This window comes from Pseudomonas nitroreducens (genome assembly GCF_010994165.1).
Taxonomy (GTDB): domain Bacteria; phylum Pseudomonadota; class Gammaproteobacteria; order Pseudomonadales; family Pseudomonadaceae; genus Pseudomonas; species Pseudomonas nitroreducens.
Window position 1 is genome coordinate 464,915 of the sequence record NZ_WMBX01000005.1, and the last position, 21,602, is coordinate 486,516.

Genomic DNA, 21,602 nt, shown 5'->3' on the forward strand with positions numbered 1-21,602 from the left:
CGCGGGCTGTTTCGGACATTTCCACCTGCCTCCTCAGCCATAACTGGCCTAGACTGGGCCTTTTCGCCAGCACGAGCCTCTGCCATGCCACGCCTGATCAAGTTCCTGACCGCTTACATCCTCGTCACCCTGCTCTCCGGCTGCGGCTACAACGCCATGCAATCCGGCGACGAAGGCGTGAAGGCCGCCTGGTCGGAAGTGCTCAACCAGTACCAGCGCCGCGCCGACCTGATCCCCAACCTGGTCAGCACCGTGAAGGGCTACGCCGCCCATGAAGCCAGCGTGCTGACCCAGGTGACGGAGGCCCGCGCCAAGGTCGGCAGCACCACCCTGAATGCCGACCAGCTCGACGACCCGGAAGCGGTCAAGCGCTTCCAGCAGGCCCAGGGGCAGCTCAGCTCGGCGCTGTCACGCTTGCTGGTGGTCTCGGAAAACTACCCGCAGCTCAAGGCTGACGGCCTGTTCAAGGACCTGCTGACCCAGCTCGAGGGCACCGAGAACCGCATCACTGTCGCCCGTGGCCGCTATGTGAAGGCCGTGCAGGAATACAACGTGATGATTCGCCAGTTCCCGCAGGTGATCACCGCGAAGATCTTCGGCTACAAGCCCAAGGCCAACTTCAGCGTCGAGAACGAAGCCGCCATTTCCACCGCGCCTAAAGTGGACTTCGGCAACGCGCCGGCGCAGCCCGCACAATGACCTTGCCGCGCTGGCTGCTGGCCGCCCTGCTGCTGTGCTGGGCGGTCGTGCTGCAGGCGGCGCCGGTCGCCATTCCGCCGCTCAGCGCCCGCGTCACCGACCTCACCCAGACCCTCGATGCCGGGCAGCGCGCGCAGCTGGAAAGCCAACTCGCCGGCCTGGAGCAACGCAAGGGCGCGCAAATCGCCGTACTGCTGGTTCCCACCACTGGCGAGGACAGCATCGAGGACTACACGGTGCGTGCTTTCGAGCAATGGAAGCTGGGTCGCAAGGGTGTCGATGACGGCGTGCTGCTGGTGGTTGCGAAGAATGACCGTACGCTGCGCATCGAAGTCGGCTACGGGCTGGAAGGCACCATCACCGACGTGCAGGCCGGCCGGATCATCCGCGAACAGATCGTCCCCTTCTTTCAGAAAGGTGACTTCGCTGGCGGCATCCAGGCCGGCGTCGACAGTCTGATCGCGCTGATCGAGCCGCCCTCCGCCGCAACCACGCCGGACGGCAGCGAAGACGAATTGCCGCATACCGGCCCGGCGGAAAACTACAGCGACGCTTACTCGAACCGCAACGCGACGGCCGCCGAGGAAATCCCGCCCACCCGCCTGGCAGCGCTACTCGGCCTGCTGGTCGGCGTGCCGCTGCTGGGCATGCTGCTGCCGGTGTCCTGGATGCGCCAGCGCAGCATGGGCCGCTACCTGCTGTGCAGCGTGCTGGTGGGCGGCATCGCCGCTGGCGTGCTGCTGGTCAGCGAAGCCAATCCCGCCGCGCTGCAACAGCAGTTGATCGGCGCCTTCTCGATCCCGCTGGTGCTGTACATCTTCTTCCTGCCGCCGATGTGGCTGACCATGGGCGTGCTGCAACTGCTCATGACGATCATCAGCTCGATCGGCCGCGGCGGGCGTGGAGGTGGCGGCGGCGGTGGAGGCTTCCGTGGCGGCGGTGGTTCCAGCGGCGGTGGCGGAGCCTCCGGCCGCTGGTAATCCTGGGCCCTCAGAGGGCGGCGACGCCCTGCTCTTCCTCGCGGATCGAGCGCAGTACCTGGCGCTGCAGGTCGATGAACTCGGCACTGGCAGCCATGTCCTCGTAGCGCGGACGCCCCAGCTTCACGTCGAAGGTGGCCTTGATCCGCCCCGGCCCGAGTCCCATCACCACGATGCGGTCGGACAGGTACACCGCCTCTTCCACGTCGTGGGTGACGAACATCACCGTCAGCCGGTGGGTTTCCCAGATACTCGTGAGCAGTTCCTGCATCTGGTGGCGGGTCATGGCATCCAGCGCGCCGAAGGGCTCGTCCATCAGCAGGATCTTTGGCCGGTAGGACAGCGCGCGCGCGATCGCCACGCGCTGCTTCATCCCGCCGGACAACTCGTTCGGGTAGGCCTCGGCGAACTTCGTCAGCTTCACCAGCTCCAGGTGCTCGTCGGCGATCTCACGGCATTGCGCGCGGGACATGCCGGCCGCCTTGAGGGCGAACTCGACATTCTGCCGCGCGGTGAGCCAGGGCAGCAGGGTGTAGGACTGGAACACCACGCCACGGTCCAGGCCCGGCCCTGTGATCGGCACGCCGTCGACCTTCACACTGCCGCTGTCGAACTCTTCCAGGCCGGCGGCGATGGACAGCAGCGTGCTCTTGCCACAGCCGGAGGTGCCGACGATGGACACGAACTCGTTGTCCGCCAGCGTCAGGTCGATGTTGCGCAGCACCTCGCGGCGCGACTGGCCGACCGCGAAACTCTTGTTCAGGCCGGAGATTTCCAAAGTCGCCATCAGTTGCGCCTCCGGTTGTAGCGGAACAGGACCTTCTCGCTGGCGCGCATGGCCTGGTCGGTGATCAGGCCGAGGAAGCCGAGCAGCAGGATGTAGCCGATGATGGTGTCGGTCTGGAAGAAGCGCTGGGACACGGTGATGCGATAGCCCAGGCCCGAAGTCGCCGCCACCAGTTCAGCCAGCACCAGCCAGGTCCAGGCCCAGCCGAGGCTGATCCGCAGGGCGTCCCAGATACCCGGCAATGCGCTGGGCAGGACGATCTTCAGGAGGATGCGGCGATCCGGCATTCCCAGCGTGCGACCGAGGCCGACGAAGTCAGCCGGCACGCGCTTGATCGCGTCCATCACCATCAGCACCTGCTGGAAGAAGGTACCGATCCAGATGATGAGGAATTTCTGGAAGTCGCTGGTGCCGGCCCAGAGGATGGTCAGCGGGACGAAGGCGACCACCGGCATGTAGCGCACGAAGTCCACCAGCGGCTCGGTGGCGGCTTTCCAGAAGCCGTAGCAGCCGGCGAAGACGCCGATCACGATGGACATCACCGAGGACACCAGGAAGGCAACGGCGATGCGGTACACGCTGACCTTCAGGTCCGACCACAGCGTGCCATCGGCGGCCAGCTTGAGCATGCGCGCCCAGACGTCACCGGGCGCCGGCAGGAATATCTTCGGCACCGCGCCGCTGGCGCCGGCCAGCCACCAGAGCAGCGCCAGCAGGACGAACACGGCGCCGCCGATGAGCAGGAAATGGCGCTGCGCGATCGGCTTGCCGATGGTGAACAGCGGGTTGGATTTGCGGGCTTTCATGTCGGGCTCGTCGAACGGAGAAAGACGCGCGCCGGCTCGGGGCCGGCGCGCGTGGTGTTTCAGAGAGTCAGAGGGCCTCGACGAAGCGCGCGTCGATGGCCTGTGCCGGGGTGACCGGCTGCTGCAGGATGCCGGCTTCGCTGGCGGCCTTCTGGATGTGCTCGAACGAGCCTTTCTGGAAGGAGCCCTTCAGCTCGGCCTGGTTCTCCTTCACCGAGTAGAAGTGCACGCCGTCAAAGGCGCTGCTCAGCTCGGACTCGTCGGCGCCCACGCCCTTGGCGATGGCGGCGCGGCCTTCGGCGCTCTTCTCGTTGTAGTGCTTGAGGCCCGCTTCCCAACTCTTGATCAGCGCCAGCACCTGGCCGGGACGCTCCTTCAGCACTTCGTCGCGCACCACGAACACGTCGCTGATGATGCCCGGGTCATCCGAGCCCTTGTACAGCAGGTTGACCTTGGGGTTCTGCTGCTTGGCGGCGGACAGGTACGGCTCATAGGTGACGGCGGCCGGGACCTGGCCGGCGATCAGCGCGCTACCGGCATTGGCGGCGGGCATCGGCACCGGCTGCACATCGGCGAGGGTCAGGCCGGCCTTGCGCAGGGCGCTGTGCAGGAGGATGTCGCTGGTGGTGCCTTCTTCATAGGCGACCTGCTTGCCCTTGAGGTCAGTCAGGGTCTTGATCGACGGGTCGACGATCAGCGCGTCGGCGCTGGTGCTCTGGTCCAGCAACAGGACGATCTTCACCGGCAGCCCGGCGGCGACCATGGCCATGGCGGTGTGGGTGGCGAGGTTGCCGCCGTCGATCTGGCCGCTGGCCAAGGCGGCGTTCATGTCCTTGTCTTCGGTGAAGTTGACCAGCTCGACCTGCTCCAGGCCGTTGGCCTTGAAGGCGCCGGCCTGTTCGGCGACGTACCACTGGCCATAGCCCAGCCAGGGCTGCATGCCCATCTTGAAGGTGCCGGCCTCGGGCTTGGTGTCGGCCTTGATCGCGGCGGCGTGCGCGGCGCCGGCCAGCAGCAGGCTGGCGCAGGTGGCCACGGCCAGTTGGCGCAGCGCGGATGCGAAAGTGGTGTGCATGGTCTCTCCCCGGTCATTGTTCTGCAGGAACATTCTGCTGAATGCAGTACTGCTGGATCGGCGGGGAGCAGCGTCGGCCCATGCCCGCCGTGGGCGGGCACAGGCTCACATTCAATCGACGCAAATGCAAAGGTTTTCGCCGCGGTTCGGCTTGGCTCCGGGCACGCAGGCAATCACCTTGGCGAGCCAGCCATCAGGGCTGGGGAATGGCATCGTCCTTGAACTGGTCCTTGATGTACTTGATCTCGGTGCGGCCGTGCGGCGCCGGCTGGCCATCGGGGCCGATGTTGACGAAGACCATCTTGTCCACCGTGAGGATGCTCTTGCGGGTGATCTTGTTGCGCACTTCGCAGGTCAGGGTGATCGAGGTGCGGCCGAACTCGGTGGCGGTGATGCCCAGCTCGATGATGTCGCCCTGGCGCGCGGAACTGACGAAGTTGATCTCCGAGATGAACTTGGTGACCACGCGCTGGTTGCCCAGCTGGACGATGGCGTAGATCGCCGCTTCTTCGTCGATCCATTTCAGAAGGCTGCCGCCGAACAGGGTACCGTTCGGGTTGAGGTCTTCAGGCTTGACCCATTTGCGGGTGTGGAAATTCATGGAAGCTCCTTCTTGGGAGGTTGCGCCTCGTGAGCGCGATGACGGGGAAAGCCCCGCCGGCTATGCAAGTCTGGACCCGGCCGGTGCCAGGCACCTTGCCATGGCTCAGCCGAGCCCGGCTTCGGCGCGGTACTGCGCCGCCTCGTCGACCAGCCAATCGCGAAAAGCGCCCAGGGTCGCCGACTCCACCTTGCGTTCGGGAATCATCAGGTAATAGGCATTTTCGCTCAAATAGGCATGTTGCATCGGCACGATAAGCCGCCCGTCGGCCAGCTCGTGCTGGATCAGCATCGGCGGGATCAGCGCCACGCCCATGCCGTGCATCGCCGCCTGGGCGAGCATGGAGAACAGCTCGTAGCGGGTGCCGCTCATGTCGTGCGCCACGCTCATGCCCAGCGAACCGAACCACTGGCGCCAGGCGTAGGGCCGGGTGGTCTGCTGCATCAAGGGCAATTCGGCGATCTGCGCGGCGGACAGTTCACGACACCCACCCAGCAGCTCGGGACTGCACACCGGCACCGGGTTCTCGTGCATGAGGAAGTTGGCCACCGTGCCGGACCACACGCCGTCGCCGAAATACAGCGCCGCGTCGAACTCGGTGTCGGCGAAGAGGAAGGGCCGGGTGCGGTTGGTCATGTTCACCGTGACTTCCGGGTGCAGGCGCTTGAAGTCCTTCAGCCGTGGCAGCAGCCATTGCGTCGCAAAGGTCGGCACCACCGCCAGCTCCAGCGTACCGCCGCCCTGCTGCCCCATCACTGCCAGCGTGTCGCGCTCCACGGCGTCCAGGCGCTGGGCAACACGGCGGCTGTAGTTGAGCCCCGCTTCGGTCAGCTTCACCCCGCGCCGCGAACGGCGGAACAGCTCGACGCCGAGGAACTCCTCCAGCGTGGCGATCTGTCGGCAGATGGCGCTCTGGGTCAGCGACAGCTCGTCGGCGGCCTTGGTAAAGCTCTCATGGCGGGCGGCGGACTCGAAGGCGACCAGCGCCGCGGTGGTCGGGATCTTGCGTCGCATCGAATGCCTCTTCGGAATATCGTGATGCACAGGAATCGCCATGAACGCCTGAAATAGAGGCGAGCAGGCAAAATCCAGCAGCAGCCCAGCAATTACGGAGTGATAAAATAGCACAACAGCGTGCGAATTAGTCGGTTGCCCCGCTTCCCGACGGCTGACTAGGATGGCCCACACCGAGCCCGCCTAGACTTGTGCGGGTCTTTCACTGTCTGCGTTCGAGGTTCTCCATGGCGACCAAAGCAAGCTTCAACTGGGAAGATCCGCTGCTGCTGGATCAGCAACTCACCGAAGAAGAGCGCATGGTGCGCGACAGCGCCCAGCAGTTCGCCCAGGACAAGCTGGCCCCGCGCGTACTGGAAGCCTTCCGCCACGAACAGACCGACCCGGCGATCTTCCGCGAGATGGGCGAAACCGGCCTGCTCGGCGCGACCATCCCCGAGCAATACGGCGGCAGCGGCCTGAACTACGTGTGCTACGGCCTGATCGCACGCGAAGTAGAGCGCATCGACTCCGGCTACCGCTCGATGATGAGCGTGCAGTCCTCCCTGGTGATGGTGCCGATCAACGAATTCGGCAACGAAGCCACCAAGCAGAAATACCTGCCGAAACTGGCCAGCGGCGAATACATCGGCTGCTTCGGCCTGACCGAGCCGGACCACGGCTCCGACCCGGGCTCGATGATCACCCGCGCCAAGAAAGTCGACGGCGGCTACCGCCTGACCGGCGCCAAGATGTGGATCACCAACAGCCCGATCGCCGACGTCTTCGTGGTCTGGGCCAAGGATGACGAAGGCCAGATCCGCGGCTTCGTCCTGGAAAAAGGCTGGGAAGGCCTGTCCGCCCCGGCGATCCACGGCAAGGTCGGCCTGCGCGCCTCGATCACCGGCGAGATCGTGATGAACAACGTGTTCTGCCCGGAAGAAAACGCCTTCCCGGACGTGCGCGGCCTGCGTGGTCCGTTCACCTGCCTGAACTCCGCCCGCTACGGTATCTCCTGGGGCGCCCTGGGTGCCGCCGAAGCCTGCTGGCACACCGCTCGCCAGTACACCCTGGACCGCAAGCAGTTTGGCCGCCCGCTGGCCGCCAACCAGCTGATCCAGAAGAAACTGGCCGACATGCAGACCGACATCACCCTCGCCCTGCAAGGCTGCCTGCGCCTGGGCCGGATGAAGGACGAAGGCACCGCCGCCGTCGAAATCACCTCGATCATGAAGCGCAACAGCTGCGGCAAGGCCCTGGACATCGCCCGCCTGGCCCGCGACATGCTTGGCGGCAACGGCATCTCCGACGAGTTCGGCGTCGCCCGCCACCTGGTCAACCTGGAAGTGGTGAACACCTACGAAGGTACCCACGACGTCCACGCGCTGATACTCGGCCGCGCCCAGACTGGCATCCAGGCGTTCTTCTAAGCAATGCCCCGCGCTGGCCCGCCTGGGCCAGCGCACGCTTTACCTCTCGCCCGAGAGGCCCCGGGGAGGACCGTGGAGTCCCCGCACCGCGTCCTCCCCGCCCCTATCCAAGCTGCAGGTGATTGCATGTCCGGCGCCCTTTCGCACATTCGTGTCCTCGACCTCTCCCGCGTTCTCGCCGGCCCCTGGGCCGGGCAGATCCTCGCCGACCTCGGCGCGGAAGTGATCAAGATCGAGCGTCCCGGCAGCGGCGACGACACTCGCGCCTGGGGCCCGCCGTTCCTCAAGGACGCCGACGGCCGCGACACCAGCGAAGCGGCGTATTACCTGTCGGCGAACCGCAACAAGAAGTCCCTGACCATCGACTTCACCCAGCCCGAAGGCCAGCGCCTGGTGCGCGAACTCGCCGCCAAGGCCGACATCGTGCTGGAGAACTTCAAGGTCGGTGGCCTGAAAGCCTATGGCCTGGACTACGCGTCGCTGAAAGCGCTCAACCCGAAGCTGATCTACTGCTCGATCACCGGCTTCGGCCAGTTCGGCCCCTACGCCAAGCGCGCCGGCTACGACTTCATGATCCAGGGCCTGGGCGGCCTGATGAGCCTGACCGGGCGCTCCGACGCCGAGGAAGGCGCCGGCCCGGTGAAAGTGGGTGTAGCACTGACTGACATCCTCACTGGCCTCTACTCGTCCACCGCGATCCTCGCCGCGCTCGCCCACCGCGATGTCAGCGGCATCGGCCAGCACATCGACATGGCGCTGCTGGACGTGCAGGTCGCCTGCCTGGCCAACCAGACCCTGAACTACCTGACCACCGGCAACCCGCCGCGGCGCCTGGGCAACGCGCACCCGAACATCGTGCCGTACCAGGACTTCCCCACCGCCGACGGCGACCTGATCCTCACCGTCGGCAACGACGGCCAGTTCCGCAAGTTCGCCGAGCTGGCGGGCCACCCGGAGTGGGCCACCGACGAGCGCTTCGCCACCAACCAGGCGCGCGTGGCGCACCGCGAGGTGCTGATCCCGCTGATCCGCCAGGCCACCGTGATGCGCACCACCGCCGAGTGGATCGCCGTGCTGGAACAGGCCAGCGTGCCGTGCGGGCCGATCAACGATCTGGCCCAGGTGTTCGCCGATCCGCAGGTCATCGCCCGTGGGCTGCGCGTGGACCTGCCGCACCCGCTGGCCGGCACGGTGCCGCAGGTCGCCAGCCCGATCCGCCTGTCCGAGACCCCGGTCGAATACCGCAACGCCCCGCCGACCCTCGGCCAGCACACACAGGAAATCCTCGAAGGCGTGCTCGGCCTGGACCAGGCAGCCATCGGCAAGCTGCGCGAGGACGGCGTGATCTGACGTCCCCGTAGGGCGAATAACGCCTCGAGCGTTATCCGCCGTCCGTCGGCTCTGAAGCCAGAAGCGGCGGATAAAGCGTACCGCTTTATACGCCCTACAACTGACCATCGGCGCCCGCTCCAGCGGACGCCACCGATCCCCGAAACGACGCCCGCGCCAGGGTTTTCACGGCCCCTGGCGCGGGCGCGGCGGGGAACCCGGTCGCGATCCACTGCGTGATCGCGACCAAAAGCCTTTGGCTTGTCATGCGCCATGGCTATAATCCGCAGGCTTCAATAACGGCCGGCACTGTCCGGTCGTTCCCGCCACCTGTCCGAGGGGCGCTGCAGCAGGTCGATTCGCTTCGGCTTGTCAGGCTCGGATGGGGCGCGTCACGGTCGGTATCCGCCGATCGCCAAACGCATCAACGGCGCCCATTCGCAGACAACGAATGGAGAGTTACGCATGAGCGCTGTCACGCCTGCCGGTTTCACCGACTTCAAAGTCGCCGACATTTCCCTGGCCGCCTGGGGCCGCCGCGAGCTGATCATCGCCGAGTCCGAAATGCCGGCTCTGATGGGCCTGCGCCGCAAGTACGCCGCCAGCCAGCCGCTCAAGGGCGCGAAAATCCTCGGCTGCATCCACATGACCATCCAGACCGGCGTCCTCATCGAGACCCTGACTGCGCTGGGCGCCGAAGTGCGCTGGTCGTCCTGCAACATCTTCTCCACCCAGGATCAGGCCGCCGCCGCCATCGCCGCCGCCGGCATCCCGGTGTTCGCCTGGAAAGGCGAGACCGAGCAGGAATACGAGTGGTGCATCGAGCAGACCATCCTCAAGGATGGCCAGCCGTGGGACGCCAACATGGTGCTGGACGACGGCGGTGACCTGACCGAGATCCTGCACAAGAAATACCCGCAGATGCTCGAGCGCATCCACGGTGTCACCGAAGAAACCACCACCGGTGTGCACCGCCTGCTCGACATGCTCAAGGCCGGCACCCTGAAAGTCCCGGCGATCAACGTCAACGACGCTGTGACCAAGAGCAAGAACGACAACAAGTACGGCTGCCGTCACAGCCTGAACGATGCCATCAAGCGCGGCACCGACCACCTGCTGTCGGGCAAGCAGGCCCTGGTGATCGGCTACGGCGACGTGGGCAAGGGCTCCGCCCAGTCGCTGCGTCAGGAAGGCATGATCGTGAAGGTTTCCGAAATCGACCCGATCTGCGCCATGCAGGCCTGCATGGACGGCTTCGAGCTGGTCTCCCCGTACAAGAACGGCCTGAACGACGGCAGCGAAGCCAGCGTTGACGCCGCCCTGCTGGGCAAGATCGACCTGATCGTCACCACCACCGGCAACGTCAACGTCTGTGACGCCGGCATGCTGAAAGCGCTGAAGAAGCGCGCCGTGGTGTGCAACATCGGCCACTTCGACAACGAAATCGACACCGCCTTCATGCGCAAGACCTGGGCCTGGGAAGAGGTCAAGCCGCAGGTGCACAAGATCCACCGCACCGGCGCCGGCGACTTCGATCCGGCCAACGACGACTACCTGATCCTGCTGGCCGAAGGCCGTCTGGTGAACCTGGGCAACGCCACCGGCCACCCGAGCCGCATCATGGACGGCTCCTTCGCCAACCAGGTACTGGCGCAGATCTTCCTGTTCGAGCAGAAGTACGCCGACCTCTCCGCCGAGAAGAAGGCCCAGCGCCTGACCGTCGAAGTACTGCCGAAGAAGCTGGACGAAGAAGTGGCCCTGGAGATGGTGAAAGGCTTCGGTGGCGTCGTCACCCAGCTGACCCCGAAACAGGCCGAGTACATCGGCGTGACCGTGGAAGGCCCGTTCAAGCCGGACACCTACCGCTACTGATGTACCAGAGGGCAGACGAGCAATCGTCTGCCCTCTTTGCCATTGGAAACCTTGCATGGACCTGCAGGACAGCTACAACCAGGCCTGGATCTTCGCCGCCGGCGCGCACGCCGGGCAGACGCTGACCGCCTCGACGCTGCCCTACGCGGTCCACCTGGCGATGGTGGCCAACGAAGTGATGGCGGCCGACCGCGAAGCGCCCATCGAGCGCCTGGCGGAGACCGTCCAGATTGCACTGCTGCACGACGTACTCGAAGACACCCCGGTGCCCTTCGAGGAACTGCAGACGGATTTCGGCGAGTTCGTCGCCGAGGGCGCCCAACGCCTGAGCAAGGTGGTGAATGGCGAAAAGCTGTCATTCGATACCTACCTCGAAAGGCTGGCAACCGGCGCGCAGCAATATGCGATCGTCAAGCTGTGTGACCGGATCACCAACCTGCAGCCGCCACCCTCGACCTGGGCGCGGAGCAAGATCGCCGAATACCATGGGGAGTCGCAGCGTATCCTGGCCGTCCTCGGCCATGTGCACGAGCCCAGCGCCGAGCGACTGCGCACGAAGATAGACCATTATCGCCGTTACTTCTGAAGTCGACGGCACATGCCGGCAGCCGCGCAATGATGTGGCGCCGAAGGAACGACCATGAGTCAGAAAGATCGCCGTTTCAGCTTCGAGTTCTTCCCCGCCAAGACCGAAGCCGGCCATGAAAAACTGCTGGCCACCGCGCGCCAGCTGGCAGCGAAGAAGCCCGACTTCTTCTCCTGCACCTACGGTGCCGGCGGCTCCACCCGCGACCGCACCCTGACCACCGTGCTGCAGCTGGACGGCGACGTGCAGGTGCCGACGGCCCCGCACCTGTCGTGCGTCGGCGACACCAAGGCCGAGCTCTCCGCCCTGCTGGCCCATTACAAGGACGCCGGCATCCGTCGCATCGTCGCCCTGCGCGGCGACCTGCCCTCGGGCATGGGCATGGCCAGCGGCGAACTGCGTTTCGCCAACGAACTGGTGGAATTCATCCGCGCCGAAACCGGCGACCACTTCCACATCGAAGTTGCCGCCTATCCGGAAGTTCACCCGCAAGCGCGCAATTTCGAGGATGATCTGGCGAATTTCGTGCGCAAGGTCAAAGCCGGCGCCGACTCTGCCATCACACAATACTTCTTCAACGCCGACAGCTACTTCCATTTTGTCGAGCGTGCGGAGAAACTCGGTGTCAGCATTCCGGTCGTACCGGGTATCATGCCGATCACCAACTACACCAAACTGGCCCGCTTCTCCGACGCCTGTGGCGCGGAAATCCCCCGCTGGATTCGCAAGCAACTGGAAGCCTACGGCGACGACATCGCCAGCATCCAGGCCTTTGGTGAGCAGGTCATCACCGACATGTGCGAACGTCTCCTGGAAGGCGGCGCACCGGGTCTGCATTTCTACACCCTGAACCAGGCTGAACCCAGCCTGGCGCTCTGGAACAACCTCAAGCTCCCCCGCTGAGGATCATTGCTCCGGGCTTACCGTCCACGATCCCGGCCAGCGCAACGCCGGCGTATCGTGGGCGGAGTGCTTCCAGCCCAAGGCTGAGCGCTCGCCCCGAGCTTGAAATCACGCGCCCTCGAGCCGGCAGGTTGCCGGCCTACAGGAACCCCGCATGTCCTTTACTTCCCTCGGTCTCTCCGAGGCCCTGGCTGGCGCCGTTGAAACCGCCGGCTACGCGCGCCCCACTCCCGTTCAGGAACGCGCCATCCCCGCCGTACTGCAAGGCCGCGACCTCATGGTTGCCGCACAGACCGGCACCGGCAAGACCGGCGGCTTCGCCCTCCCGGTGCTCGAACGCCTGTTCCCCGAAGGTCACCCGGACCGCGAACACCGCCATGGCCCACGCCAGGCCCGCGTCCTGGTACTGACTCCGACCCGCGAGCTGGCAGCCCAGGTGCACGACAGCTTCAAGGTCTACGCCCGCGACCTGCCGCTGAAAAGCGCCTGCATCTTCGGCGGCGTCGGCATGAATCCCCAGGTGCAGGCGATGTCCAAGGGCGTCGACGTCCTGGTCGCCTGCCCCGGCCGCCTGCTCGACCTGATCGGTCAGGGCAGCGTCGACCTGTCCCATGTGGAAATCCTCGTCCTCGACGAAGCCGACCGCATGCTCGACATGGGCTTCATCCATGACGTGAAAAAGGTCCTCGCCAAGCTGCCGGCCAAGCGCCAGAACCTGCTGTTCTCGGCGACCTTCTCCAAAGACATCATCGACCTCACCAACAAGCTCCTGCACAACCCGGAGCGCATCGAGGTCACCCCGCCGAACACCACCGTCGAGCGCATCGAACAACGCGTGTTCCGCATCCCGTCGGTGCAGAAGCGCGCCCTGCTGGCGCACCTGGTGACCGTGGGTGCCTGGGAACAGGTACTGGTGTTCACCCGCACCAAGCACGGCGCCAACCGCCTCGCCGAATACCTGAGCAAGCATGGCCTGCCGGCCGCCGCGATCCACGGCAACAAGAGCCAGAACGCACGCACCAAGGCCCTGGCTGATTTCAAGGCCAACGACGTGCGCATCCTGGTCGCCACCGACATCGCCGCCCGCGGCCTGGACATCGACCAACTGCCTCACGTGGTCAACTACGAGCTGCCCAACGTCGAGGAAGACTACGTTCACCGCATCGGCCGTACCGGCCGTGCCGGTCGCACCGGTGAAGCCATCTCGCTGGTGGCGCCGGACGAAGAGAAACTGCTCAAGGCCATCGAACGCCTGACCAAGCAGCGCATCCCCGATGGCGACATGCAGGGCTTCGACCCCGATACCGTGCTGCCCGAGGTCCAGCAGCCCGAGGCCCGCGAAGTACCTCAGCGCCAGCCGCGCAAGGACAAGGCCAAGCGTGGCGAACGCAAGGACAGCAGCAAGGACAAGCCTCAGCAGCCCCAGGGTGAGGACCAGCAGAACGCCGCCCCCGCAGCTGAAGGCGAATTCGCCGACAGCGACAAGCCAGCCGGCAAGCGCCGTCGTCGTGGCGGCCGTGGCAAGAAGAAGGGTGACGGCCAGGGCAGCGACGCTCAGCCGAACGCCCACACCCAGGCTCGTGAGCCTCGCCAGCCCCGGCAGCAGGACCAGCAGGGTCAGGGCCGCCAGCAGCAGCCCAAGCAGGTCCGAGCACCGAAGGTCGACGGTAACCGCGATCCTGAAGAGTTCCTCGACGACGACTTCGACAACTTTGGCAACCGTGCCGACTACGTCAGCCCGTTCCCGGACAAGGACCAGCAGCGCGGCCAGCGCCGCCGTGGCGGCCAGGGGCAAGGCCAGAACCAGGGGCAGGGCCAGCAGCGCCCGCGCGGCCAGGGTGGCCAAGGTGCCGGCCAGGGCGGAAGCGGTCAGAACCGTGGCCAGGGGCAAGGCCAGGGCCGCGCCGCCAAGAAGCCTAACGGCGGCGGTCGCACCCAGGGCCAGGGCGGCAACGCTCAGGGCAAGGCCGGCCAGCGCAAGCGCGGCGGCAAGGCTCCGGCTTCGCGCATGAACGACGCCCCGCTGCGCGAGCCGAGCGAGTACGGCGCCGCCAAGCCGACCCGCCAACCGGTAGTGATCAACAAGCGCGACCTGGTCCGCACCGACCGCTTCCCGACACCGGAGCAGCTGGAAGAGCTGGAACCGCGCCGCAAGACCGAGCGTCCCGCCCTGCTGACCCGCAACCGCGACTGACGCTGCAGAAGAAACCGCCCTCCGGGGCGGTTTCTTTTTGTCCGGGATTTGTCGCCGGTGTTCCCTGTGATCGTAGGAGCGGACTTTGTCCGCGATGTTCCGAGCTCGCTGTGAGCTATCACGGACGGAGTTGCTCCTACCCGACAGTCCTGTACTCGGATCAGCCCTCACCCTAACCCTCTCCCAGAGGGAGAGGGGACCGTTCGGTGCAGGATGAAACCTTGGTGCCCGCCGGCACGGGCGGCTCCCTCTCCCTCTGGGAGAGGGCTGGGGTGAGGGAAGGCACCGGCACGGACTTACCTGAAGAAGACAGTTGCTCCTACCAAAGCCATCCCTCACCCCCGAACAAACACCAAAAAGCCGCCCGAAGGCGGCTCTTTCACAGCGGCGAATACCTCACAGCACCTGCCGCAGGAAGCTCTGCGCGCGGGCATCCCTGGGCTGAGCGAAGAACTCCGCCGGGGCGGCGTCCTCCAGCAGCTTGCCGTGATCGAAGAACAGCACGCGATCCGCCACTTCGCGGGCGAAGCCCATCTCGTGGGTCACGCAGACCATGGTCATGCCTTCCACGGCCAGGGTCTTCATCACGTCCAGCACCTCGCCGACCATTTCCGGGTCGAGCGCCGAGGTGGGTTCGTCGAACAGCATCACCTTCGGGTCCATGCACAGCGCGCGGGCAATGGCCACGCGCTGCTGCTGGCCGCCGGAGAGGCGCGACGGGTATTCGTTGGCCTTCTGGCCGATGCCGACCTTATCCAGCAGCGCCCTGGCCTTGGCCTCGCGCTCCGCCTTGCCGCGCTTGCGCACGACTTTCTGCGCCAGGCACAGGTTTTCCAGCACGGTCATGTGCGGGAACAGGTTGAAGTGCTGGAACACCATGCCGACTTCGCGACGGTAGGCGTTGACGTCGGTCTTCGGGTTGGCGAGGTCGAGGCCGTCGATGCTCACCGAGCCGGAGTCGAACTCCTCCAGGCCATTCAGGCAACGCAGGAAGGTGGACTTGCCCGAGCCGGACGGGCCGATCACCACCACGACCTCACCCTTGGCCACACCGGTGGTGACGTCATCCACCGCGCGCACGACTTGCCCGCGGGTATCGAAGACCTTGGTCAGGTTACGGACTTCAATCACTTTGGCCGAGCCTCCGCTCCAGGCGCCCCGCCAGATGCGACAGCGGCAGGTTGATCACGAGGTAGAGGGCGGCGACGCAGAACCAGATCTCGAAGGTGGAGAACGAGGTGGTGATCGCCTCGCGGCCGCTCTTGGTCAGTTCGGTGATGGCGATCACCGAGACCAGGGAAGTGTCTTTCACCAGGCTGATGAACTGCCCGGCCAACGGCGGCAGCACGCGCTTGAAGGCCTGCGGCAGGATCACGTGGCGCATCGACTGCGCGGCATTCAGGCCCAGGGAGCGCGCCGCCTCGTCCTGACCGCGGGCGATGGACTGCACGCCGGCACGGACGATTTCCGCCACGTAGGCGCCGGTGAACAGCGCCAGCGCCGCCACGCCGGCGAACTCGCGGGAGAGGTTGAGCACGGTGCCGATGAAGAAGTAGAAGATGAAGATCTGCACCAGCAGCGGCGTACCGCGCACCAGCTCGACGTAGAGGGTCGAGAGGTCGTGCAGGGTCGGGTTCTTCGACAGGCGGCAGAGACCGGTGAACAGGCCGATGAACAGGCCGAACGCGCCGGAAACGAAAGAGATCCACAGCGTAGTCCACAGGCCCCAGGCGAGCGGGCCGGCCGCCCAGTGGCGGGTTGCGCCGACCACATCGCCTTCGGCGACGTCGTCGTTCTCGGAGAACTGCAGGCTGTCCGACGCAACGGTCAGCACCTGCTGCTTGCCATCCTCGTCCACCAGCGTGACGCGGGCATCGCTGCCGTGCGGCTCGATCTTCTCCACCCGCGAGATGCTGTCCGCACGCAGCGGTTCTTCGGCCTGGTAGGCGAAGTACTGCGGGACGCGGTTCCAGCGCCACTCGTAGGAGATCAGCGAAGTGGAGTACCAGATGGCCAGGCCGATCAACAGCAGGATCAGTCCGGTCAGCCCGTGCCAGGGCCAGGTTGCGCGTTTCGTTCTAGCCACGAATCTCTACCGTGAAAATGCGAACGCGCAGGCTCAGGGCCTGCGCGTCGGGTCGACCAGTGTCAGACGTGGATTATTCCATGTCCTTGAGCCAGTCGGTGTTCTTGAACCACTTGTCGTGAATGCGATCGTAGGTGCCGTCTTCACGAATCTGCTTGAGGAAGTTGTTGATGAAGTTGATCGAGTCGTAGTCGCCCTTCTTGAGACCGAAGGCCAGCGGCTCGTAGGTGAACGGCTGATCCAGGTGCACCAGCTTGCCGGCGCCGAACTTGCCGACGGCAACGACGTTGTACGGCGAGTCGTAGATAAAGGCGTCGGCCTTGCCGTTGACCACATCCATGACCGCTTCGGGCTCGTTGTCGAAGCCGTGGTACTGGGCCTTGGAGAGCTGCTTCTTGGCGACAAATTCGCCGGTGGTGCCGATCTTCGAGGTGATGCGGTACTTGGCGTCGTTCAGGTCCTTGTAGGACTTGATCTCGCCTTGCAGTTCCTTGCGAATCAGCAGGGTCTGGCCGACCACGATGAAGGGATCGGTGAAGTTCAGGCGCAGGTTGCGTTCCTGGGTCAGGGTCATGCCCGAGCCGATCATGTCGAACTTGTCGGTGAGCAGGGCCGGGATGATGCCGTCGTAGGCGGTGGAAACCAGTTCCAGCTTGACGTTCATGGACTTGGCCATGGCCTTGAGCAGGTCTACTTCGAAGCCGACGATCTGACCGCGCTTGTTGGTCATCTCGAACGGCATGTAGGTCGGGTCCATGCCCACGCGCAGGGTGCCGCGCTTGGCCGCTTCATCGATGGCGCCGGCCTGAGCCGCGCTCACGCTGACCAGGGCGCAGACGCCCATCACCAGCGATGCCAGGTACTTTTTCATCCCCATACTCCCAAGCAAGTGAAAGAACTTGTTGTTTTTCCCAGCGATCGAACCGGGCGCGCAAGAGCAAGCCTTGCGCGGAAGGGTGCGAAGCGTACCCCATGCGCCGGATATCTCAATCTTTTCTGGATAGCTGGCGAAGGTTACCAGCAGCGGTGCGCGGGGAAAACAGCGGAAACCGGCAGGTCGCCCCGTCCCGAACGAGACGGGGCGACCTGCGGTCAGGATTGCGCGGCGGGCAGCGCCAAGACGCCCTGTTCCGCAACCGGGGCCAAGGGGACGGCGGGAGCATGGGCATCGGCCTTCAGCGATTGCCGCCAGGGACCGATCCACTGTTCCCTGTCCCCCTGCCAGAGCGCCAGGTGCAGGCGCGACAGCGCCACCGGATCGCTCAGCAGCGCCAGCCGGCGGTTGCCGTCGAGCTGCTCGGGACCGGCTTCCAGCGCCTTCTCGACCAGCGCGGCGCGGGTCGATTCGATGGCGGCGGACTGGCCGTGGCGGGCAGTACCCATGGCACAGGCCAGGGCGTTCAGCACCGGGTCCACGGCAGAGCGGACGAAGCCGTCCTTCAGCGCCTGCCAGCGGTTCTGGTAGGTATACTCGTCGGTAGCGCGCAGCTCGCGCGGGGTGTCGTATTCCTCGGGGATGAGGAACAGCTTCTCATCGCGCGAGGCCAGGCCCAGCTTGACCCGGCTGCTGATCACCGAGACCGGGATCGACAGCATCAGCGCGCCGACGATGGGCGACAGCCACCACAGGAACCGCGGGTTCAGCCACGCCACCAGCAGCGCCCAGCACAGGCCCAGCAGGGTCTGCAGGCCATGGCGACGAATCGCCTCGCTCCACGGGGTGTCGTCGTCGTCACGCTGCGGCGACTTCCACTGGGCTTCCCAGCCGAGGAAGGCGGCCAGCACGAAGCGGGTGTGGAAGAGCATGCGCACCGGCGCGAGCAGCACGGAGAAGAGCATTTCCAGCAGCATGCTCAGGGTCACCTTGATTACGCCGCCGTAGCCCTTGGCGCCCTTGGCCCAGATCAGCATGACGCTGAGCAGCTTGGGCAGGAACAGCAGGGTCAGGGTGGTGGAGAACAGGGCGATGGCCTTCTCCGGGTGCCACTGCGGCCAGATCGGGAACAGCTGGCGCGGCTCGAGGAAGTACTGCGGCTCCATCAACTGGTGCACCGCCAGCAGCGCGGTGGACAGTACCAGGAAGAAGAACCACAGGGGCGCCGACAGGTAGGACATCACGCCGGTGAGGAACACCGCGCGATGCACCGGGTGCATGCCCTTGACCAGGAACAGGCGGAAGTTCATCAGGTTGCCGTGGCACCAGCGGCGGTCGCGCTTGAGCTCATCCAGCAGGTTGGGCGGCAACTCCTCGTAGCTGCCTTCCAGATCGTAGGCGATCCACACTCCCCAGCCGGCGCGGCGCATCAGCGCGGCTTCGACGAAGTCGTGGGAGAGGATCGCGCCGGCGAAGGAGCCCTTGCCCGGCAGCGGCGCCAGGGCGCAGTGCTCGATGAAGGGTTTCACCCGGATGATCGCGTTGTGGCCCCAGTAGTGGGATTCGCCCAGCTGCCAGAAGTGCAGGCCGGCGGTGAACAGCGGGCCGTACACGCGGGTGGCGAACTGCTGCATGCGCGCATAGAGGGTGTCCATGCCCGACGCCTTGGGCGCGGTCTGGATAATGCCGGCCTCGGGGTTGGCCTCCATCAGCCGCACCAGCTTGGTCAGGCAGTCGCCGCTCATCACGCTGTCGGCGTCCATGACGACCATGTACTTGTACTGGCCGCCCCAGCGACGGCAGAAGTCGTCGATGTTGCCGCTCTTGCGCTTCACCCGGCGCCGGCGGCGACGGTAGAAGATACGACCGAAGCCCAGGGCTTCCTTGCACAGCTCGATCCAGGCCTTTTCTTCCGCCATGGCGATGTCGGGCTGATTGGTGTCGCTGAGCACGAAGAAGTCGAAGCGATCCAGCTCGCCGCTGGCCGCCACCGATTCGTAGGTCGCCCGCAAGCCGGCGAAGACGCGCGGGACGTCCTCGTTGCAGATCGGCATGACGATGGCGGTGCGGGCGTCGGCGGCAATCGGCTCGCTACCCGCGCTGCTGCCGGAGATGCGGTAGCGGTCACGGCCGGTGAGCAGTTCCCAGAAGCCCATCAGGGCGGTCCAGAACCCGGCAGAAACCCAGCAGAAGAGGATGGCGAAGAGGGTCAGCACGCCGAACTGGATGGCGTAGGGCAGCACCTGCTCCAGGGTCTGCAGCCAGGTCTGGCGGTTGATCTCTTCCAGGTCGACGAAGGCCCAGCCCTGGTAGGGCAGGATGCCTTTCATGTAGTAGGTGGCGACGGTGGTCTGGCCGAGCATGAGCAGGACCAGGATGAACCGGCGCAGCGAACCGACTCGTTGCCAGCGCGCCTTGGGCAGGTCGCGGGCGGGCTTGGCTGGATTGCTGCGCCCGGTCAGGCGACGCCAGCCGCGCATGATCGGGTTGGTGCGCCAGGGTTCGGGAATCACCTTGGTGCGCTGGATCGGCGGCGCGGCCTTGAGGTAGGTGCGGCCGTTGTCGTCCATGCCCAGCATCTGGGCATCGTCCAGGTCCTGCCCATAGCCGTGGCGCAGACGCGCGCCGACCGAAGCCAGCGCAGCGTCCTCGCCCTGGATATCGCCAGCGAGCTGCTGATGCAGCTCGCTGAAGGAACCGGCCTGGGCCAGCTGCTCACGCTCCTGCGCCGAAAGGGGCAGGTGCGCGAGGTAGTCGGCCACCGGCGCGGTGGTAGCGGTGGAGTTATTCATCGGCAGGCAGCTGGTAGCTCCAGGTTTCGGAAATGGTCTGGCCGCCGTTTACCAGCGCCGCACGCATTTCCGTCGGCTTTTTCGGGTCCTTGACCTTGATCCGCAGGGTCAGACGCCAGCCTTTGGTCACCGCGTTGTAGCGCAGGGCGTTTTCCTTCACCTCGGCATTGTCGTCGGTGCTCACCTGGGTGCTCACCGGAGCATCGCCGGCCAGCGCCTTCAGGGTCGGGCCGACGAAGTCGACGACCAGGGCGACGCTGCCATCAGGCTGGCGAATCAGGTTCTTCTGCTTCACGTCGCCGACCGAGCGCAGGGTCTGCATGACCCAGGCGTTCTTCGCGTCGTGCAGCGCGTCCTCATCCTTGGTCCAGCGCATGCGGTAGGCGAAGTCCAGCGGCTCGCCGGCTTCCGGGCGCTTCTCCGGATTCCAGAAGGCGACGATGTTGTCGTTGGTCTCATCCGGGGTCGGGATTTCCACCAGCTCGATGGTGCCCTTGCCCCAGTCGCCTTGCGGCTCGACCCAGGCGGACGGACGCAGGTCGTAGCGGTCGTCGAGGTCTTCGTAGCGGGAGAACTCGCGGCCGCGCTGCAGCAGGCCGAATCCTTTCGGGTTCTCGACGCTGTAGGCGCTGACGGACAGGTGTTTGGGGTTGTTCAGCGGACGCCAGATCCACTCGTCGTTGCCGGCGTGGATCTGCAGACCGGTGGAGTCATGCAGTTCCGGGCGGAAGTTGTGCTCGGCGGACGGCTGGTTGGAGCCGAACAGGAACATGCTGGTCAGAGGCGCCAGGCCCAGCTTGCTCACCTTGTCGCGCAAATACACGCGGGCCTTCACATCGACCACGGTGTCGTTGCCCGGACGAATGGTGAAGCGGTAAGCGCCGGTCGCGCGGGGCGAATCCAGCAGCGCGAAGATCACCAGATGCTTGTCCTTGGGCTTGGGCTTCTCGATCCAGAACTCGCGGAAGCGCGGGAATTCCTCACCCGATGGCAGCGCGGTATCCAGCGCCAGGCCACGGGCGGAGAGGCCCCACCACTGGTCCTTGCCGATGATGCGGAAGTAGCTCGCCCCCAGGAAGGTGGCGATCTCGTCCTGCTTGTCCGGCGAGTTGATCGGGTACAGCAGGCGGAAGCCGGCGTAACCCAGATCCTTGGTCGCATTGGCGTCGAACTTCAGCGAACCGAAGTCGAAACGGGAGGGATCGTACTTGATCTCCTTGACGTCGGTCGCCGTGACTTCGTTGATCTTCACCGGGGTGTCGAAGTGCATGCCCTGGTGATAGAAGCTGATCTTGAAGGGGGTCTTCTCGTCGGCCCAGTAGGCCTTCTCGTTACGGAAGCGAATCTGCTGGTAATCGGCGAACTTCATTTCGCTGAATTCCGATGGCAGGTTGCTCGTCGGTGCGCTGTACTTCTCAGCAGCCAGCGCCTTGGCCTGTTCGCCAACGTCGTCGAGATTGAAGGCCCAGGCATGGGTAGCGCTCAACGCCAACAGGGCGGAGCCGACCAGTCCGCGAAGGATGTGGCGCGAAAGCGGTTGTTGAACGGAACGGAAAATCACGAGTCCCCCTCGTCCGTGAACACAAAACGATTAA

18 protein-coding genes and 1 riboswitch are annotated in these 21,602 nt (G+C 65.4%); of the genes, 8 read left to right on the forward strand and 10 right to left on the reverse strand.

What is annotated here, in order from left to right:
• Positions 1-84: 84 nt before the first annotated feature.
• Both GJV37_RS23695 and GJV37_RS23700 read left to right on the forward strand, forming a co-directional pair.
• Positions 85-699, forward strand: a complete 615-nt coding sequence (locus GJV37_RS23695; RefSeq protein ID WP_037011389.1) for a LemA family protein — start codon at positions 85-87, stop codon at positions 697-699.
• Positions 696-1,679, forward strand: a complete 984-nt coding sequence (locus GJV37_RS23700) for a TPM domain-containing protein (RefSeq protein ID WP_170858823.1) — start codon at positions 696-698, stop codon at positions 1,677-1,679. The genes GJV37_RS23695 and GJV37_RS23700 overlap by 4 nt, the downstream gene beginning before the upstream one ends.
• Positions 1,680-1,689: 10 nt before the next feature.
• On the opposite strand, the gene GJV37_RS23705 is transcribed toward GJV37_RS23700, so the two are convergent.
• The 5 genes from GJV37_RS23705 to gcvA form a co-directional block, all read right to left on the reverse strand.
• Positions 1,690-2,466 carry an ABC transporter ATP-binding protein gene (locus GJV37_RS23705; RefSeq protein WP_170858822.1) on the reverse strand — a complete coding sequence of 259 codons (777 nt, stop codon included), beginning with the start codon at positions 2,464-2,466 and terminating at the stop codon, positions 1,690-1,692.
• On the reverse strand, positions 2,466-3,272 hold the full coding sequence (locus GJV37_RS23710) for an ABC transporter permease (RefSeq protein WP_170858821.1): 807 nt from the start codon (positions 3,270-3,272) through the stop codon (positions 2,466-2,468). The genes GJV37_RS23705 and GJV37_RS23710 overlap by 1 nt, the downstream gene beginning before the upstream one ends.
• Positions 3,273-3,339: 67 nt before the next feature.
• Positions 3,340-4,347: an ABC transporter substrate-binding protein gene (locus tag GJV37_RS23715; protein ID WP_169887120.1), complete on the reverse strand. Its 1,008-nt coding sequence runs from the start codon at positions 4,345-4,347 to the stop codon at positions 3,340-3,342.
• Positions 4,348-4,540: 193 nt separating this feature from the next.
• Positions 4,541-4,948 carry an acyl-CoA thioesterase gene (locus GJV37_RS23720; RefSeq protein ID WP_015479269.1) on the reverse strand — a complete coding sequence of 136 codons (408 nt, stop codon included), beginning with the start codon at positions 4,946-4,948 and terminating at the stop codon, positions 4,541-4,543.
• A 105-nt stretch (positions 4,949-5,053) separates the two neighbouring features.
• Positions 5,054-5,962, reverse strand: a complete 909-nt coding sequence (gene gcvA, locus GJV37_RS23725; protein WP_037011404.1) for a transcriptional regulator GcvA — start codon at positions 5,960-5,962, stop codon at positions 5,054-5,056.
• 227 nt (positions 5,963-6,189) lie between these two features.
• Here gcvA and GJV37_RS23730 point away from each other — a divergent pair, with 227 nt between their 5' ends.
• The 6 genes from GJV37_RS23730 (at position 6,190) to rhlE2 (ending at position 14,255) form a co-directional block, all read left to right on the forward strand.
• Positions 6,190-7,371 (forward strand): acyl-CoA dehydrogenase, encoded by a 1,182-nt coding sequence (locus GJV37_RS23730; protein WP_038803335.1) that lies wholly within the window; start codon positions 6,190-6,192, stop codon positions 7,369-7,371.
• Positions 7,372-7,497: 126 nt separating this feature from the next.
• Positions 7,498-8,721, forward strand: a complete 1,224-nt coding sequence (locus GJV37_RS23735) for a CaiB/BaiF CoA transferase family protein (protein ID WP_170858820.1) — start codon at positions 7,498-7,500, stop codon at positions 8,719-8,721.
• 309 nt (positions 8,722-9,030) lie between these two features.
• Positions 9,031-9,143: riboswitch (S-adenosyl-L-homocysteine riboswitch) on the forward strand.
• Between the two features lie 22 nt (positions 9,144-9,165).
• Positions 9,166-10,572, forward strand: coding sequence for an adenosylhomocysteinase (gene ahcY, locus GJV37_RS23740; protein WP_170858819.1), 1,407 nt, complete (start codon positions 9,166-9,168; stop codon positions 10,570-10,572).
• Between the two features lie 55 nt (positions 10,573-10,627).
• The gene (locus tag GJV37_RS23745) at positions 10,628-11,158 is read left to right on the forward strand and encodes an HD domain-containing protein (RefSeq protein WP_024764177.1); all 531 of its coding nucleotides are present in this window, start codon (positions 10,628-10,630) and stop codon (positions 11,156-11,158) included.
• Positions 11,159-11,212: 54 nt separating this feature from the next.
• The gene (metF, locus tag GJV37_RS23750) at positions 11,213-12,061 is read left to right on the forward strand and encodes a methylenetetrahydrofolate reductase [NAD(P)H] (RefSeq protein WP_024764178.1); all 849 of its coding nucleotides are present in this window, start codon (positions 11,213-11,215) and stop codon (positions 12,059-12,061) included.
• Positions 12,062-12,215: 154 nt separating this feature from the next.
• Complete coding sequence (gene rhlE2, locus GJV37_RS23755) at positions 12,216-14,255, forward strand: RNA helicase RhlE2 (protein WP_170858818.1); 2,040 nt, start codon at positions 12,216-12,218, stop codon at positions 14,253-14,255.
• A gap of 396 nt (positions 14,256-14,651) precedes the next feature.
• Here the strand turns inward: rhlE2 and GJV37_RS23760 are convergent, their stop codons facing one another.
• The 5 genes from GJV37_RS23760 to GJV37_RS23780 form a co-directional block, all read right to left on the reverse strand.
• Positions 14,652-15,386, reverse strand: coding sequence for an amino acid ABC transporter ATP-binding protein (locus tag GJV37_RS23760; RefSeq protein ID WP_024764179.1), 735 nt, complete (start codon positions 15,384-15,386; stop codon positions 14,652-14,654).
• Positions 15,379-16,341 carry an amino acid ABC transporter permease gene (locus GJV37_RS23765; RefSeq protein ID WP_024764180.1) on the reverse strand — a complete coding sequence of 321 codons (963 nt, stop codon included), beginning with the start codon at positions 16,339-16,341 and terminating at the stop codon, positions 15,379-15,381. The genes GJV37_RS23760 and GJV37_RS23765 overlap by 8 nt, the downstream gene beginning before the upstream one ends.
• A gap of 73 nt (positions 16,342-16,414) precedes the next feature.
• Positions 16,415-17,212, reverse strand: a complete 798-nt coding sequence (locus tag GJV37_RS23770; protein WP_024764181.1) for a transporter substrate-binding domain-containing protein — start codon at positions 17,210-17,212, stop codon at positions 16,415-16,417.
• A gap of 221 nt (positions 17,213-17,433) precedes the next feature.
• Positions 17,434-20,007 carry a glucans biosynthesis glucosyltransferase MdoH gene (gene mdoH, locus GJV37_RS23775; RefSeq protein ID WP_038803333.1) on the reverse strand — a complete coding sequence of 858 codons (2,574 nt, stop codon included), beginning with the start codon at positions 20,005-20,007 and terminating at the stop codon, positions 17,434-17,436.
• Positions 20,000-21,568 (reverse strand): glucan biosynthesis protein G, encoded by a 1,569-nt coding sequence (locus GJV37_RS23780; RefSeq protein WP_038803332.1) that lies wholly within the window; start codon positions 21,566-21,568, stop codon positions 20,000-20,002. The genes mdoH and GJV37_RS23780 overlap by 8 nt, the downstream gene beginning before the upstream one ends.
• Positions 21,569-21,602 lie beyond the last annotated feature (34 nt).